Consider the following 16,126-nt stretch of genomic DNA (forward strand, 5'->3'; position numbering starts at 1 on the left):
ATGAAAAAGGGTCTTATTTTTTGGCTTATGGCGGTATTATCCGCAGTGTTCCTGGTTATTGGTTGCAGCCAGGCTACGGACGACGACTCCGGCACGATCATGATCGGGGAACGGCTGGTTGATATTGAGGTAGCTACCGAAACCGCGCTCATCGCCGCTTTGCTCAACCCCGATTACCAAATCATCGGCTTCAAGGCTGGTGCTGCTGCTACCTTTTCCACACTTGAGGAGATACCGGTGGGCAAGACCGTAATCCTTTTCAGTGAGGTAACCCCAACCAACGGTCTTGAGGTCAACGGGACCCTGGTGGTGGAGGGCGGGGGAACCCTGTCAGCTGACTCCAGCCATAGGGTCAGGGTAATAGCCGGAAACATCGAGGTCATCAACGGTATGCTTTCGGTGAACTCGGTGGTGGACATCCACGGCAAGAACATTGAGATACAGATCCTCGGTACCGGGAAGGCATATTTCAACGGTGGAACCCTGGAAATCAAGAGCGGGATTCGCGACCTGAGTGATGTCAAAACCGCCTTCAGTTGGGTTCCCAAGGGGACGGTCTTACTCAGTACCGTTGCGATTACTCAGCCAATCAAACCCAGCGAACTTACGCAGCAGGTCCCGACCACGGCTCTTCGCCGGTTAACCATAAGTCTGCCACTGGTCAACAATACATCAGACCCTGATACTGCGGAAACCATCACCGTTCCCGCGGGTATGACCTTTACCACGGCTGATCCTCTCCCTGCTCTGAAGAATCTCACCGTAGCGGGTAACCTTACGGCAAGCGTTGCTACCTTCAACAGACTTGAAAATCTTACCGTATCCGGCACCCTTACGGCAAACGCCGCCTTGTTCAATAATGTTGCGGACCTTACCGTGGCGGGTACCCTTACGGCAACCGCCGCCACCTATGACAAGGTTAAGACCCTGGTGGTGGACGGAACCTTTAACACCACCGCTGCCACGAAGGCGGCGTTCAACAGTTTGGAAAGCCTCACGGTGAATCCGGGCGGGACCTTTACTACTACCAAGGATATCGGATCAAACGCGACAGACGCGGCGGGGATCACCATCGTCATAAAGCCGGAAGACAAAACGACCGTCCCAGTAACACCGCCAGGCAGCGCAACAGTCGGTGTCATTAACAAACTCAGGACCTCGGTGATAGAGGGCTCCCTGGAGGCCAACGGCTTTAGTACCTTTGACACCAACGCCACCCTCACCGCCGCCGAAGGCGGCACCATCAACGGCGTCACCTTCCCGGCAGTAACCCGCCCCATCACGGCAATCACGGCAGCAGCGGGACCTCTGTATACCGTTACCATCGATGATTACACCGTACCCCGGGATGGGGAACTCCGCATTGGGAGTACATCGACCCTCATCATCCCGACCGGGAAGGTCCTCACCATTGAAGCCTATGGTGATACCGCAGGATCCGGAAAGATTAACGCACAGGGAGCCGCTTTAGGCGGTACCATCGTGATTGACGGCGTCCAAGGTTACACAACGGTATCCGGCGGCGTAGCGGGTGACAAGCTTAGGCCTGCGGTAGTAGCGATTAAGGGAGACACCGACAAGTTAACAAACGCCATTGATTTGAAGGCAACCTTCTTTACTCTTGGAACAGCGGATGACTATCTCGGTATAGGTTCGATAACAGTCAGTGGTACCACAGCAGACGATGTCCTGGACGACGGTGTTGGGAACGGCGGAACTGCAATTGAGCTTACGGCTGGTACGGTTGTGGGAGAAACGTCCGCCACTGGCAAAGATGGTACGAATGCAGCAGACATAGCTGCTCCTGCTAATATTAAGATTAAAACGAGTGCTGGAACCCCCAACAAGTTACAGCTAATTGATGCTGACTACGATGGTTCTGGTAACGTCAAAAAAGCCATTCTTATCTTCAACGGAGTGAAGCTCCAAAACAATGGGCTTATAAATCCGACAGAAGTTCCTGCTTTCAGCATTGGAGTGAGTACGAAACGTACTTAATTCGCCCGTGCCCGGTACATTCATTGCCGGCATGGCGGGACGCAAAGGGCGCTGGCCGAATTTTTCGGCCAGCGCCCGCCCCTCTGGGGCCGTAAACCGGGTAATCCCGGCCCAAAACAGCGCAACCCGCCTTCTCTTTTAAAAAAATCGTCCGGTTATTTTCAAAAATAACCGGACGATTTCCCCCTCCCCATTCTTCACTTTTCCTTCATTTCCCCCCTTTTTCGCCTTCGTGGTTGATACCTCTTCCGTTTCTCATTCTTCGTGGTCGCTCTCTCTTTCCCCGGTATTGACGATCGCCGGTCAAATTTATATGATAAAATAAATCTGGAGGTAGGTATGGCGTTTTCATTAAGCAGTTATCCGGTGGTGTACCGTTCAAAATATTCCAATGGGGCCTGGAAAGCGGAATATCTCGAAAAACCCCACAAAACCCCTGCCGAAGAGGCCGCCTTGGGGGAGGCCGAAGGGGCTGCCCTGGCGGATTCCCGCAATTTTTATCCGGATATGCCCCTGGTTTCGTATACCAGTCAATACGGGCTGGGCTGTTTTGAGGGGCTCAAGGCCCTGCCCCAGAAAGACGGGGGGCTTGCGATCTTCAGACCTGACCAGAATGCCGCCCGGTTCCACCGGTCCATGAAGGGGCTCTATATGCCTCCCTTCCCGGAGGACGCCTTTGTCAGCGCCTGTGTGGAAACGGTAAAACGTAACGCCGCGAAGGGATTCCGGCCCCAGTATAAGCCGGAATGGGAAAAAGACTCGTTTATGACCGCCGATTCAATTTATATCCGGCCCTTTACCACGACCGAAGGGGGGATCGGGGTGAACATATCCCGGGAACCCTGGGTGCTGGTGGTTACCACCCCGGTGAGCTCCTATTTTTCCGGAGGGAACTCCGATGCGGTAATCACCGAGCGGATTCGGGCCACCCCCAAGGGAACCGGCTGGATCAAGGCCGCCTCCAACTATGTTATTTCCGCCCTGGCCAAGCACGAAGCCGCGGAGGCGGGTTTTATGGAATGTGTGTTTTTGGACGCGGTATACCGGCAATATATCGAAGAAGGTTCCTCCTGTAATATCTTCTTCTATCTTAAATCCGGGGAACTCGTAACCCCTGCATTGGGGGACACCATATTGCCCGGCATCACCCGGTCCAGCATCATCGAGCTGGCAAAGGACCGGAAGGTAACGGTTTCGGAACGGAAAATTTCGATAGTCGAGGTTTTTTCCGATGTCAAGGAATGTTTTGTCAGCGGTACCGCCGCCGGAGCGACCCCCATCGCCTCCCTCACCCACGGGGACAAAAGGGTCCTGTTTAATAACGGCAAGGTGGGAGAATTCACCGCGGAAATCCGGGATACCCTCAAGGGGATCCAATACGGTCTCCTCCCGGACCCCAAAGGCTGGATGGTTAAGGTCTGCTGATCCGCGAAAACACTCAATGACATTAAGAATTTAACCACAAAGGCGAATAAGGCGAAGAAGGAAAGGGAAGAATTAAAAGGGAAAAATGAAGAGTGAGGAAGAATGCCCGCTTTTCACTTTTCATTCTTAATTCCCTTTTTCGCCTTCTGCGCCTTTGTGGTGATTTCTTCCTCTTTGTTCGTGGTGTTCGAGTGATTCGTGGCTAATCCTGTTTTCGCCTTCGTGGTCGACTTCTTTACTTGCCCTTCAGGAAGAAACCCGGCTGCCCTTCCAATCTACTTTGATGCCGAAAAAGCCCAATATCGTAAGAAAGGTAAAATATATCGGGGTAAAAATAAGCTGCAGCCCATAGGCAGCCCCTTTTTTAGGCAGGGAAGCCCTGAAAAGGCCCAGGGTGGCAATGGTGTTCAGGATCATGGCAAAAAATACCGCCCCGGGCAGGGGCCACAGGGAGGGGATGAAGGGGACGAGGGGTATGGCCAACATCCCCATGGATATGGTGACCATCAAAAAACCGAAGTTGAGCCGGGTTGATCGGTCGGGGCTAAAAAGCCCTCCGTTATTCCACCGGAGGGTCTGGTTGATCAGGTCTTTCCACGAGGATTCTCCCTGGGTCATCACCGGCACGTCGCTTCCGCAGGCGGAATGGATGGCGTAGTTCGAATGGGAGCGGATCCGGGAGATGAGGGCCGCGTCCTCCGTGGGGGAGGGGGGAATGGCCCCATAGCCGCCTATGGCTTGCAGGGCCTCCCGGCGCAGGATAAGGTTGTTCCCAAAGCCGCCGCCGGCGGCGCCGAGCCCTGTGGAACCGACCAGATACATATACCGTATCGCGTGATCAAAACACTGGTAAAGATGGAAAAATCCCTTTCCCCCGTATTTTTTGAAAACCGGCCCAATGGCGGCCCCGGTCCGGGGGTCCTGCATCCTCCGGATCATGGCCCTGATCCAGCAGGGGGGAACCTCGCAGTCCGCATCGGTAAAGAGGAGCAAGGACCCGGAAGCCGCTTCGATACCCCGGTTCAGGGCGTATTGTTTATGGTTGGGTCCGGGATTTTCTTTCAGGGTGATGACCATAACCCCTTCCCGTTGTTCCGCAAAACCCCGGAGCAGTCCCGCGGTCCCGTCAGAGGATCGGTCATCAATAAAGATAAACTCCGTCAGGGGGTAATCCTGCCCGACCAGACTCTCCAGGAGCCCGGCCATGCGCCGGGCCTCATTCCGCAGGGGGATAATCACCGAGACCTGGGGGTTTTCCTCCGTTCCGGCGTCTTCCCCCGCCCGATCCTGGGGAGCATAACCCGGTCCGGCCGCCCGTCTATCCCACCGCCATTCCCGGAAAACTCCAACCATAAGGGCGCAATGGAGGCCTCCAAAAACCAGGGCAAACCCGAAACGAAACAGATTATACAAAACCATCGAAATCGGCATATTGCCATAGTATACATTATTTGTTATTATTTTAACAGCTTGGGGATATAGCTCAGTTGGTAGAGCGATAGGTTCGCAATCTATAGGCCAGGGGTTCGAATCCCCTTATCTCCAAAAAAGTAGCACATACCCCAGTAAAGGGGGATTCGAACCGGAGCGCTGACCCCGGGCGAAGCGTTAGCTTTGAACGGGGGCGCGGTGCAAGGACGCACCGCGAAGCGCGGAGGCGGGCTGGAGAGAGTCAGCAGGAGGCTGACGACCGGAAGCCGAATCCCCTTATCTCCAAAACCTCCGCAGGCCAAGTCTCGAATTAAGTAGTCGTTTCAAGATGAGGATGAATTTACATATTGAACCTTAAATCCAAGTCGGGCACATTCGGCATCAACCAATTCCCGGCTTTTCCGGTAATAATCGGCTAATTCCTCCGGTGTCATGGTTTTGGTTTCATCCTGTATTTTCAGGCGGATGGCGTGTATTTCCCGAATGCACCGGGGGGCTTCCATAACCCCCCGGTCATGCAATATCCGGGGGTCGTTCATATAGTCCTTAACCGTTTTCGTCATCGTCATTGATCACCTCCGAGGGCTGATATATCCCTATCTGTCTGTATCCTTCCCGGCTGTTTATCCGGGCAGTGGCTTCAATGGTTTTCCGCTTTACAATGTGCTGAAAATTAAGACTTACAATAAAGTCTAAGTCATTGACTGCCGCCATCGCAATATGCAGAGCATCCGTGGGATAGGTCGCCTTAACTGCCCCTTCCCGAATGTATATTTCCGCAAGGCGTTCTGTTTTTTCATCTTTTCCAAAGACTTTGATGTTATGTTCCCCAATAAGCCGTAACATCCTTTCCCGGCTTTCCTGATCAGGGTCCGCCTGTAATTCGTCGATAACATATATCGATGTATAGGGGTCAAACTTCCCAGCCTTTATTTCTTTGTTGATTAATGTAGGCTATAGTCTACATTATAGTAAGAGGTTTTTCAATGATGACGCAGCTGTATCCCGGATAAAAACGTAAATGTTTTCGCTCAGGAAACAGCTTGTATAAATCTTGTATAATTATTCAAATTTTGTTATATTAGAAACTGTGTCGTTTTTTATACGGTATATGGTTAAACGGCTCGTCAGCCTCATCCTGATTCTGCTGGTGGTTTCGGGGGCGATTTTTTTTCTTATCCGTCTGACCCCCTCGGATCCTATTGCGTCCATCACCAATGGGAGGCGGATCAGTGATGAAACCCAGGCTTCGCTGCGGGCCCAATACTACCTGGACCAGAGTCTGCCCCGGCAGTACCTTATCTGGATCTCCCATACACTTCGGGGGGATTTGGGGGATAGTTTTAGGCACCGCCAGCCGGTGGCCTTCCTCCTTGCCTCCCGGCTCCCCACCACCATTCAGCTGGTCCTGATGAGTGCGGTCTTTGCCTTGGCGCTGGCTATTCCCGGGGGGGTGATCGGCGCGATCAAAAAAGACAGCATCCTGGACCGGGTCCTGTCGGCGTTTATGATCTTCTGCGTATCCTCCCCGGTATTCCTCAACGCCATGGTGTTGATGTTGATCTTTTCTCTGCGGCTGCGGTGGTTTCCGGCCTATGGGGCGGGGCATAGTTTTGGGGAAAACCTCTACTACCTGGCCCTGCCCGCCTTTGCGTTGAGCCTCAATATGGTGGCCCTCATGGGCCGGATAACCCGGGACCGGATGATCGGGGAGCTCAAGTCGAATTACGCCCTGGCCCTGACCGCCAAGGGAACGCCCTTTACCCGGATCGTGGTGTCCCATTGCCTGAAAAACACCCTCATCCCGGTGATTACCGTGGCGGGCATACAGATCGGCACCATGGTGGTGGGGGCGGTCCTGGTGGAAAACGTGTTTGCCCTGGGGGGTATCGGCGCCCTCTTAATCGAAGGGATCCAGGGCTCGGATTATCCCCTGGTCCAGAGTATTATGTTGTTCCTCGTGGCCCTGTTTTTGGTGTTGAACCTGCTGATCGATATGGTGTATGTCCTGATAGATCCGCGAATCCGGGCCGCCGCCCTGGGAAAGAGCGGTACGGGAGGGGCTGCCGGCCCGGGGAAGGGGCCGTAACATGGAAAAACCCCGGTTTAACCATCCCCTCTTTTTCAAACTCAAAAAGACCGAAGGCGCCCTGTTCACCCCGCCGATGCTGCTCTCCGGGGGGCTTTTGATCCTCATCATCCTGGGCTGCCTTTTGGCCCCGGCGATAGCGCCCTACGGCGAAACCGAGCAGAACCTGTCCGACTCTCTGGCCCCGCCCTCGGGGAGCCACCTTTTGGGGGCGGACAAGATGGGCCGGGACCTCCTGTCCCGCCTGCTCTACGGGGGCCGGGTAACCCTCCTCAACGCGGTGGCGGCGGTGCTGCTTTCCGCGGCCATTGGTCTGCCCCTGGGGCTTTTTTCCGGCTACTACGGTGGAAAGTTCGATTCCGTGACCGGCCGCTTCTGCGACGTGCTCCTCTCCTTTCCTTCGCTGCTCCTGGCCTTTCTCCTGGTGGCGGCCCTGGGCCGGGGGGTGGCCAACGCGGTTATCGCCCTGGGCATCATCTATGTCCCCATGTTGACCCGGCTGGTCCGATCCCTTACCCTGATCGAAAAAAACAAGACCTATGTGGAGGCCGCGGAATCCATTGGATTTTCCCGGAACTACATCATCTTCCGCCATATCTTTCCCAACTGTCTGGACACGGTGCTGGTACAACTCGCCCTGGATCTGGCCTATGCGATCCTGGATCTGGCGGCCTTAAGTTTTATCGGCCTTGGGGTGCGCCCCCCCGCCGCGGACTGGGGGGCCATGCTGGAGGAGGGCCGGAATTTCCTGCTGCAGAGCCCCCTCCTGGCCCTGGCCCCGGGGGCGGCCATCGTGCTCACCGTGGTGAGCCTCAACATCTTCTGCGACTGCGTCACCCAATACCTGGACCCCGCGGGCCGGACCCTCCCCTCCTTTGAAAAAATCGAAAAACGCACGAAGGAGGGGAAATCGTGACCGGGGAGGTGCTTGCCATCAAAGACCTCTCCTGCGATTTTCTTACCGTGGAGGGGATCGTCTACGCCGTGGGCGGGGTGAACCTTTCCATCCGCCGGGGGGAGATCCACGGTCTGGTGGGGGAAAGCGGCTGCGGCAAAAGCGTCAGTTCCCGGGCAATTATGGGGCTCCTCGATAAAAAGCATAGCCGGGTCCGGGGCCAGGCCTGGTTTGACGGAAAGGACCTCCTTGCCCTGGACGAAAAGGAACTCCGGGCCATCCGGGGCAGGCGAATTTCCATGATCTTTCAGGACCCCCAGAACTCCCTATCCCCCCTGGAACGGGCGGGGAAGCAGATCGAAGAGGCCATGGCCAACCACTTTGCCCTGCCCCGGAAGGAACTGCGCCGCCGTACCGCCATCCTCCTGGAACGGGTGGGCCTGCACCGGGATACCGCCCGGCAATACCCCTTTGAGCTTTCCGGGGGTATGCAGCAGCGGGTGATGATCGCCCAGGCCATAAGCTGCGACCCGGAACTGCTCATTGCCGATGAGCCCACCACGGCCATCGACGTAACCATCCAGGCCCAGGTCCTGAACCTGCTCAAAACCCTCAGGCAGGAGCTTTCCCTTTCGGTGCTGCTCATCACCCACAACTTCGCGGTGGTGGCAGAGACCTGTGACCGGGTGTCGGTGATGTACGCCGGCCACATTGTGGAGACCGCTTCGGCCCGGGACCTTATCAAAAACGCGGTCCATCCCTACAGCAAGGCCCTTATCGACTGTATCCCCCGGGGCCGTTCCGGCGCGGGGATGGAACCCCTGCCGGTGATACCCGGTTTTCCCCCCCGGCTCTACGATCCGCCGCCGGGCTGCCCCTTTGCCCCGCGGTGTAACCGGGCCGGGCCTGCCTGCCATACCCTGCCTGCCGGCGTGGACCGGGGTAACGGCCACTGGGTGGCCTGCCATTATCCCCTTCCGGCCGGGAAGGAGGGACGATGAACACGGAAACCCTCCTGGAAGTCCGGGGCCTTAAAAAACACTTCCCCCTCAGCCGGGGCCGCCTGATCCGGGCGGTGGATGATGTTTCCTTCCGGGTAAAGCCCCGGGAGATCCTGGGGATTGTCGGGGAAAGCGGCTGCGGAAAATCTACCCTGGGCCGCCTGATCCTGCGGCTGGTGGAGCCCACCGCGGGGCAGGTGTTTTTTAAGGGCGAGGATATTACCGCCCTGGACCGCCACCGGCTGTCCTCCATCCGGCGGGCGATGCAGATGGTTTTTCAAAACCCCTTTGGGTCCTTTAACCCCAAGCTCCGGATCGCCTGGGCCCTTATGGAGGTATGCCGGTATTACGGTATGAGCCGGGAGCAGGGTTCCGAACGGATCGCCGCGCTTTTTTCCGACATTGGCTTATCCGGGGACCTGCTCAACCGCTGGCCCCAGGAACTTTCCGGGGGTCAGCTGCAGCGGCTTGCCATAACCCGGGCCCTGCTTTCGGACCCGGCCCTGCTCGTGGCCGACGAGCCCGTTTCCGCCCTGGACGTTTCCGTCCAGGCCCAGCTCCTCAACCTGCTTTCGGATCTGCGGAAATCCCGGAATCTCACCATGCTTTTTATATCCCACGACATGACCGTGGTGGAGTATCTCTGCGACCGGGTGGCGGTGATGTATCTGGGGCAGGTGGTGGAAACAGCCCCGGCCACGGAGCTCTTTGGCAACACCCGGCACCCCTATACCCGATCCCTCATCGCCGCGGTGCCCCGGCTGGACACGGTGGAGGCCCGGGATCGGCCGGCGCCGAAGGGGGAGATGCCCAAGGCGGCGGAGGAACTACCGGGCTGTCCCTTTGCGCCCCGCTGCCCCTCGGCGCAATCCCGCTGTTTACGGGAACGGCCCCCGGTAAAGGAGATCGCCCCGGAACATCTGGTGCGGTGTTTTTTGGTTTCATAAGGTATCTTACCGGTCCCTAGGATCGGAAAAAATAGAAAGGAGTTATTGATGAAAAGAAAAATTGTCATTTTTTTGGCCCTGATTTTGTGTACCGGCTGGTTATATGCCCGGGGAAACGCTGCCCAGGGGGGAACCACCTTTACGGTGGCGTTGAGCGAAGACATCAGGGCGGTTGATCCCGGGGTTGCCTGGAACTATGTTACCAACCAGGTGGTGAACCAGATCACCGAGGGCCTGGTGACCCTGGACGCCAACAACAACATCATCCCGGAACTGGCCCGGAGTTGGCGTCAGGCGGATGATCTGACCTATGTGTACGAGGTACGGGACGATATCGTCTTTTCCGATGGTACCAAAATGACCATGGACGACGTGCTTTTTTCGTTTAACCGTACCAAGGACCCCGACGGCGGCACCTACTTCTCGGACTTCTACCAGGACGTGGTGAGTTTTACCGCCACCGGCCCCTGGCAGTTGACCATTAAGCTGAGTCAGCCTTCGGCGGTGTTTAAGTATTTCCCCACCACCGCCGCGGGGCGGATCATCAGCAAGGCCTATTATGAGAAACACACCGGGGATTTCGGGACCGCCCAGGGCGGCATCCTCGCCACCGGGCCCTTTGTGTATCAAAGCTGGACCAGCGGCCAGGAGATAGTCCTCAAGAAAAACACCAACTACTGGAACAAGGAAAAACTCGCCGCCAATATCGTCGATACCATTGTGTTCAAGATCATCCCCGAGGACACCACCCGGGTGATCGCCCTGGAGACCGGCAGCGTTGACTTTTCCGCCAACCTCCCCATTGATATGCTCGACCGGCTGGCAACAAGCCGGGACCTGAACCTGACCAGCGTGGACACCTACAGCCTGACCTACCTCGCCATGAATACCCAGCGGGCCCCCTTTAACGACGTGAACGTCCGCCGGGCGATTTCCCATGCCCTCAACCTCAACGAATTCCAGCGGACCATCATCAAAAACGCCGGGATCGTGGGAACCGTACTGCCCTTTGGTCCGGCCCTGTACGGCGAAAACGCCGCCAAGTGGCGGCAGTACCTTACCACGGCGCCTAAATACGATTACGACCTGGCCAAGGCCCGGGAGTACCTGGCCCGTTCCGGCTATCCCAAGGGCTTTACCTGTGACGTGATCATCAGCGAATCCTCCCTGGCAAGCCAGCGGGCGCTGTTCCTCCAGGAATCCTTAAAGCCCCTCAACATCAACGTGGAGATCCGGAAAATGTCCGGGGATGAACAGGACACCTACCAAATGGGCGGAATTCTTGACAGCAGCGGGAAACGGGACTACGATATGCTTTTCGGCGGCTGGGAGGCGGATTATCCGGACCTTAACGGCAATATCGAGATCATGTATGCGGCTGCTCAGGCCGACGGGGGCTATAATGCGGCGGCCTATGTGAATCCCGCGGTGGAACGCCTTATCGACGCCCAGCGCAGTACCACGGATCCGGCCCGGCGTTTTGAGCTTCAATCCCAGGCGATGAACACCATCATCGACGAGGCGCCCTATATCGTGTTTGATTATTCCCTGCGGCAAAGCGTCCTGAATAAAAAATACACCGGTCTGGCGGTCTCCCCGGCATGGCTGTGGGTATTGCCCATCCAGAATGTAAGGCGGGCTAACTAATACCTTGTAAACACGAATATGCCTGATACATAGGAGAAAGAGAATTCGACCACGAAGGCGCAGAAGGCGAGGAAGGAGGGAGAAGAGTTAAAGAGAGGAGGGAGGAATGAGGAAAAATGCCCACTCTTCACTCTTCACTTTTCATTCTTAATTCCTTTCCTTATTCGCCTTCTGCTCATTTAATTGACCGCATAGCGGTCTACCTCGTGGTGAATTTCCTATTATTGTTCTTCGTGGTTAAATTCCATTAATTTTTGTAGATTTTACCGGCTGCTGGTAATTTACCAATTTAGTAATATTTTTCTTGACTTATCAATAATTTTTATTTAATTTGTATAGCGTAAGGTTGTTTCAAAAGATACGACAAAATTTTGAAACAAATTCCAGGAATTTTTCCCCCAAATTAACCGGGTTTTAGGAAAAGTTTTCTATAAACTAGGTATATCTGCACTGAGTTTCCATCTGTTCAGTATAGACCGCTAAAAATTTTAGGCAATAAGAGCCAGGACACATGTATGAAAGGATTTACCCTATTAGCAGCATTATGCGGCGTAGCGCTGTTGATGGCCGGCTGCGCCCTTCCCTTGGGGAAGGATTATTATATAACCCGGGACGGAGCCGGATCGCTTAATTATATAACCGATTATAATCTCCAGTCCTATGTTCCCATTCCGTCGGCCGGGGAGCGGCCCGTCACGGCCAGCAGCAGTGAGGGCATGGACCTGACCGTGACCTGGAAAGACGCGGCCGGGGGTGACGTACCGTTACCCTTTGATACCTTTGCGGCGGATACGGTGTATGGTGCGGAGATACGCATTACCGCCAAACCGGGCTATGGCTTTTACTCGTCCATCCCCTTCACCTATCCCTCGGGGAAGGTGAGTGTCCAGAACGATGACCTGGGGGATTCCACCCGTATGGTTACGATTACCTACAATAACTCCGACAAGGCGGATATTACCTATATCACCGATTACTTACTGCAAAGCTATGTCCCGGTTCCCATGACCGGGGACGGGCCGGTAACCACTATCCCTAATCGGGCGGACCTGACGGTGACGGTGTCATGGGCCATAGAAGATCCGCCGGATTCTTCCCATTTTGTCCCCATAACTACCACCCCCTATACCTTTGTGTTGGGCGCCGTATACCAGGCGGAGATAGAACTGGCGGTAAAACCGGGGTATGCTTTCTTTCCGTCAAGGAACTTTGTGTATTCCGACGGTACGGTAATTGTCCCCCAGGGTGATGCCACCGATCCCGGGGTAAGGCGATTAACCGCAACGTATATGGCGGCCCGGAACCCCCAGATAGTATCCGAGCATAATCTGACCCCCTATATACCCAAACCCATAGACGGGGTAACGCCGGTCATATCCTTTGCCAATGCCCAGTACACGGGCGCCGTGATCTGGAAAAACACCACTACCCAGACGATCCTGACCGGTACCTTTCAATCCGGGGCGGCCTATACCGCCGAGCTGATCCTGACCCCGGCATTGGGCTATACCTTTACCGGGATAGGGGCGAACTGGTTTATCCATACGGGGGCGGAAGCCGTAACCAATTCCGGGGGGAGCGGCATGGTAAGCATTAACTTTTCGCCGGTTACGGGCGCCGGCGGGCTTACGGTGGTATACGATACCAACCTGAGCGGCCGTATACCCAAACCGGCCAACGGTATGATCCCGGTTGTTTCGTTTGGCGGGAGCCAGTACACCGGAACCATAACCTGGAAAGATACCTATACCCAGGCCGTGCTGAACGGCCCCTTTCACCCCGGCATGGCCTATACGGCGGTGGCTGTTTTGAGCCCTGTCCCGGGCTATACCTTTGACGGTATCGGGCAGAACCGGTTTCTCCATAAAGACGCCTCCGGGGTCGTTACCAACCCGGCGAACAGCGGCACGGTACTGATAAACTTTCCCGTGATCCCTCCCTCCTTTGGGGTAACGAGCTTTGGTCCGGCGTCGGCGACGGACAGCGCCCTGAAGCTGATGAGGAACCGGGTGGAAGATATCTATCAACTGGCCATTGACCTTCCCAGCGGATCCGAGAACATAGGAAGCAACATCACCCTGGTGGCGGGCACGAATTGTCCCGGCAATGTGGTTATCAACGGCCACAACCGGGTTTTGAAGCGGCTGTCCCCGGGTATGCTCTTTACGGTGGGGGCCGGGGTTACCCTGACCTTGCAGAACATCACCCTGGAAGGTATAAGCGGGAACAACGCCCCGGTCGTCAAGGTACAGTCCGGGGGGAAACTGATCCTGGGGACCGGGGTGATCCTGAAGGGAAACCGGAGCACCGGGGACGCCGGGGGTATATGGGTCAACGGCGGGGAATTGGTCCTGAACAGCGGGGCGGTAATCAAAAACATGAAAGCCCTGCGGGGCGGCGGCGTGTTCATCGACGATGACGGACGATTCACCATGAGCGGGGGAACCATAGGCGGGGAATCCGGTGAAGGCAACGAAGCGCTTGTTTCGTACTCCGGGAGCGGGGTGTTTGTCTATGACGGGACCTTCACCATGTACGGCGGGCTCATAAAATCCAATCGAACGGCGGTTAGTCATAGCGGCGGGGGAGTAGGGATCAATGTGGGGACCTTCAACCTGCATGGCGGGACCATAGAGGGGAATACCTCGCTGGGGGACACTTCCGGCGGCGGGGTGGGTATCGTTGGTACCACCGCGAACTCCGCCGCCCTGGGAGCCTTCAACCAATACGGCGGGACCATAACGGGGAATACGGCGATAGGGTACTATGCCGGCGGCGGCGTACATCTGGACGGGGGGATCTTTACGATGAACGGCGCAACCGCGGTCATTGAAAACAATACTGCCGAACAGCAGTACAGTTCCGGCGGCGTATATACGGGCTTTATGAATGTGGGGACCGGGACCTTCTACCTGATCGAGGGGACCATCCAGGGAAATGTGGCGCAGCGTAACAATTCCGGCGGCGGCGTCGGCGGCTATGGCCGCTTCACCATGACCGGCGGGTCCGTTAAAAACAATACGGCCAAGGCGGCATCTTCCGGTGGGGGGGTGTATGCTTCCTCCTTTAATGAGTTCGCCATGGAGAACGGGACCATAGAAAACAATACGGCGGCGGAGGTCGATTCCGGCGGCGGCGTGTATGTGGAGGGCCGGTATAATACCTTTAAAATTGGCGCTTTCACCATGACCGGCGGGACCATAGAAAATAATACGGTAGTGAAAGCCGCTTCCGGCGGCGGCGTGTATGTCAAGGGGAACTTCGTGATGGCTGGTACGGCCGCAGTCATAGCAGATAATACCGCTGAACAGCCCAATTCCGGCGGGGGGGTGTATGTCTTTGGGGATGCGAGATTCGCCATATATAAAGGGACCATAAAGGAAAATACGGCGAAGAAGCCCAATTCCGGCGGGGGTATACGGGTTGCTACCAAAGGGACCTTGATCATGAATGACGGGACCATAGAAAACAATACGGTGGAGCAGCCCAATTCCGGCGGGGGGGTGTATGTCACCTCCGATGGGGAATTTAATATGAATAACGGGATCGTAAAGAAAAATACGGCGAAGGCAGCCGATTCCGGCGGCGGCCTGTATTTGAATGGGTGTAAATTCACGATGGATACGGCCGCGGTGGTCGAGGAAAATATCGCCGAAAAGGACCATTCCGGCGGCGGCATATATGTTACCTCGTTGTCCAATAGCATGCCGGATGGCGGGACCATAAAGGGGAATAAAGCGAAGGATCACCATTCCGGCGGCGGTATGTATGTTGCCGAGTCCTTTGACATGACCAACGGGACCATCATAGAAAATGTGGCGAACGGCAGCTATTCCGGCGGCGGTCTTGCCATCAATGGTAATGATAAGTCCCCCGCTTCCGTCAGTATAAAAGGCGGGAGCATCAAAAAAAATCAGGCCATGGGGGAATATTCGGGCGGCGGCGCTGCCATCATTGGTGCCCACAGTTCCTTCTCCCTGACCGATGGGTTTATACAGGAAAATCTGGCGGAGGATAACTATTCCGGCGGGGGCGTTGCCGTCTTTAGCGGTGGTTACAATGCCTTCCACCTGACTAACGGGACCATACAGAAAAATGACTCATCGGGTCACCATTCCGGCGGGGGCGTATATACCCAGGGAACCTTTGTTATGAAGGCTAACGAAGTCATAACGGAAAATATCGTCAGAAAGCCCGATGCCGCCGGGGGTGTTTATATTGGCGTTGAAGGGAGCTTGGAGATGGAGGCCGGGGAAATAAAGGGAAATGAGAATAACGGAATTACCGAAAACTATGGCGTATATGTTACCAACAACACCAACCCGAAAGCCTTCCGTATAGGGGGAACGGCGAAGGTTAATACCAATAACCTGGTGTTTTTGGATCCCGGCGCGGTGATTAACCTTGACGACCTGCCTGGCTCCGGGGTGGTGGCGGCGATCCGCTGCAGCAACCCCAGCTCCACCACCAAGTTATTGTACAGTGGTTCCGCAGCTTCTATCAACAACCAAAAAGACCGTTTTACGGTTAATGGCGCCGTGGGCGATAACCACATTACTGATGCGGTATTAGACGGTTCCGACTACTATGGGTACTATAAACCGTAATCGCCCGGGGCTTGCCCCCGGGTTTTTCTGTCCGGTCCCGGCGATAACCGGGCGGGACCGGAAGCATAGGATTAACCACGAACGAC

11 protein-coding genes and 1 tRNA gene are annotated in these 16,126 nt (G+C 55.7%); 9 read left to right on the top strand and 3 right to left on the bottom strand.

Annotation, left to right across the window (positions count from 1 at the left end):
• Window positions 1-1,998 carry an autotransporter outer membrane beta-barrel domain-containing protein gene (locus LQZ21_RS08820; protein ID WP_411043931.1) on the top strand — a complete coding sequence of 666 codons (1,998 nt, stop codon included), beginning with the start codon at window positions 1-3 and terminating at the stop codon, window positions 1,996-1,998.
• Between the two features lie 339 nt (window positions 1,999-2,337).
• Window positions 2,338-3,423, top strand: coding sequence for a branched-chain-amino-acid transaminase (gene ilvE / locus LQZ21_RS08825; protein ID WP_411043933.1), 1,086 nt, complete (start codon window positions 2,338-2,340; stop codon window positions 3,421-3,423).
• Between the two features lie 246 nt (window positions 3,424-3,669).
• Here ilvE and LQZ21_RS08830 read toward each other — a convergent pair whose 3' ends face one another.
• Window positions 3,670-4,854: a glycosyltransferase family 2 protein gene (locus tag LQZ21_RS08830; protein WP_411043935.1), complete on the bottom strand. Its 1,185-nt coding sequence runs from the start codon at window positions 4,852-4,854 to the stop codon at window positions 3,670-3,672.
• Between the two features lie 41 nt (window positions 4,855-4,895).
• Between LQZ21_RS08830 and LQZ21_RS08835 the strand changes: the two genes are divergently transcribed.
• Window positions 4,896-4,968 (top strand) — tRNA-Ala (locus tag LQZ21_RS08835).
• A gap of 209 nt (window positions 4,969-5,177) precedes the next feature.
• Here LQZ21_RS08835 and LQZ21_RS08840 read toward each other — a convergent pair.
• Together LQZ21_RS08840 and LQZ21_RS08845 are read right to left on the bottom strand one after the other, a co-directional pair.
• Window positions 5,178-5,423, bottom strand: a complete 246-nt coding sequence (locus LQZ21_RS08840; RefSeq protein ID WP_411043937.1) for a hypothetical protein — start codon at window positions 5,421-5,423, stop codon at window positions 5,178-5,180.
• On the bottom strand, window positions 5,401-5,700 hold the full coding sequence (locus tag LQZ21_RS08845) for a PIN domain-containing protein (protein ID WP_411043939.1): 300 nt from the start codon (window positions 5,698-5,700) through the stop codon (window positions 5,401-5,403). The genes LQZ21_RS08840 and LQZ21_RS08845 overlap by 23 nt, the downstream gene beginning before the upstream one ends.
• Window positions 5,701-5,944: 244 nt before the next feature.
• Between LQZ21_RS08845 and LQZ21_RS08850 the strand changes: the two genes are divergently transcribed.
• From LQZ21_RS08850 to LQZ21_RS08875, 6 genes are all read left to right on the top strand, one after another.
• On the top strand, window positions 5,945-6,943 hold the full coding sequence (locus tag LQZ21_RS08850; RefSeq protein WP_411043941.1) for an ABC transporter permease: 999 nt from the start codon (window positions 5,945-5,947) through the stop codon (window positions 6,941-6,943).
• 1 nt (window position 6,944) lies between these two features.
• Entirely contained in the window at window positions 6,945-7,859 is a 915-nt protein-coding gene (locus LQZ21_RS08855) for an ABC transporter permease (protein ID WP_411043942.1), read from the top strand.
• Window positions 7,856-8,839 carry an ABC transporter ATP-binding protein gene (locus tag LQZ21_RS08860; protein ID WP_411043944.1) on the top strand — a complete coding sequence of 328 codons (984 nt, stop codon included), beginning with the start codon at window positions 7,856-7,858 and terminating at the stop codon, window positions 8,837-8,839. The genes LQZ21_RS08855 and LQZ21_RS08860 overlap by 4 nt, the downstream gene beginning before the upstream one ends.
• Window positions 8,836-9,786 (top strand): ABC transporter ATP-binding protein, encoded by a 951-nt coding sequence (locus LQZ21_RS08865; RefSeq protein ID WP_411043946.1) that lies wholly within the window; start codon window positions 8,836-8,838, stop codon window positions 9,784-9,786. Before LQZ21_RS08860 ends, LQZ21_RS08865 begins: the two co-directional genes overlap by 4 nt.
• A 48-nt stretch (window positions 9,787-9,834) precedes the next feature.
• The gene (locus LQZ21_RS08870; protein WP_411043948.1) at window positions 9,835-11,433 is read left to right on the top strand and encodes an ABC transporter substrate-binding protein; all 1,599 of its coding nucleotides are present in this window, start codon (window positions 9,835-9,837) and stop codon (window positions 11,431-11,433) included.
• 515 nt (window positions 11,434-11,948) lie between these two features.
• Complete coding sequence (locus LQZ21_RS08875; RefSeq protein ID WP_411043950.1) at window positions 11,949-16,040, top strand: hypothetical protein; 4,092 nt, start codon at window positions 11,949-11,951, stop codon at window positions 16,038-16,040.
• Window positions 16,041-16,126: the final 86 nt, after the last annotated feature.

Source organism: Treponema sp. TIM-1 (genome assembly GCF_046533115.1).
In the GTDB taxonomy this organism is placed as follows: Bacteria; Spirochaetota; Spirochaetia; order Treponematales; family Breznakiellaceae; genus JAIRMO01.

Bases quoted from the DNA above. Each gene is read 5' to 3' on its own strand.
- LQZ21_RS08845 (WP_411043939.1), bottom strand. From the start codon at position 5,700: ATGTTACGGCTTATTGGGGAACATAACATCAAAGTCTTTGGAAAAGAT.
- LQZ21_RS08840 (WP_411043937.1), bottom strand. From the start codon at position 5,423: ATGACGATGACGAAAACGGTTAAGGACTATATGAACGACCCCCGGATA.
- LQZ21_RS08855 (WP_411043942.1), top strand. From the start codon at position 6,945: ATGGAAAAACCCCGGTTTAACCATCCCCTCTTTTTCAAACTCAAAAAG.
- LQZ21_RS08820 (WP_411043931.1), top strand. From the start codon at position 1: ATGAAAAAGGGTCTTATTTTTTGGCTTATGGCGGTATTATCCGCAGTG.
- LQZ21_RS08865 (WP_411043946.1), top strand. From the start codon at position 8,836: ATGAACACGGAAACCCTCCTGGAAGTCCGGGGCCTTAAAAAACACTTC.
- LQZ21_RS08830 (WP_411043935.1), bottom strand. From the start codon at position 4,854: ATGCCGATTTCGATGGTTTTGTATAATCTGTTTCGTTTCGGGTTTGCC.
- LQZ21_RS08870 (WP_411043948.1), top strand. From the start codon at position 9,835: ATGAAAAGAAAAATTGTCATTTTTTTGGCCCTGATTTTGTGTACCGGC.
- LQZ21_RS08875 (WP_411043950.1), top strand. From the start codon at position 11,949: ATGAAAGGATTTACCCTATTAGCAGCATTATGCGGCGTAGCGCTGTTG.
- ilvE (WP_411043933.1), top strand. From the start codon at position 2,338: ATGGCGTTTTCATTAAGCAGTTATCCGGTGGTGTACCGTTCAAAATAT.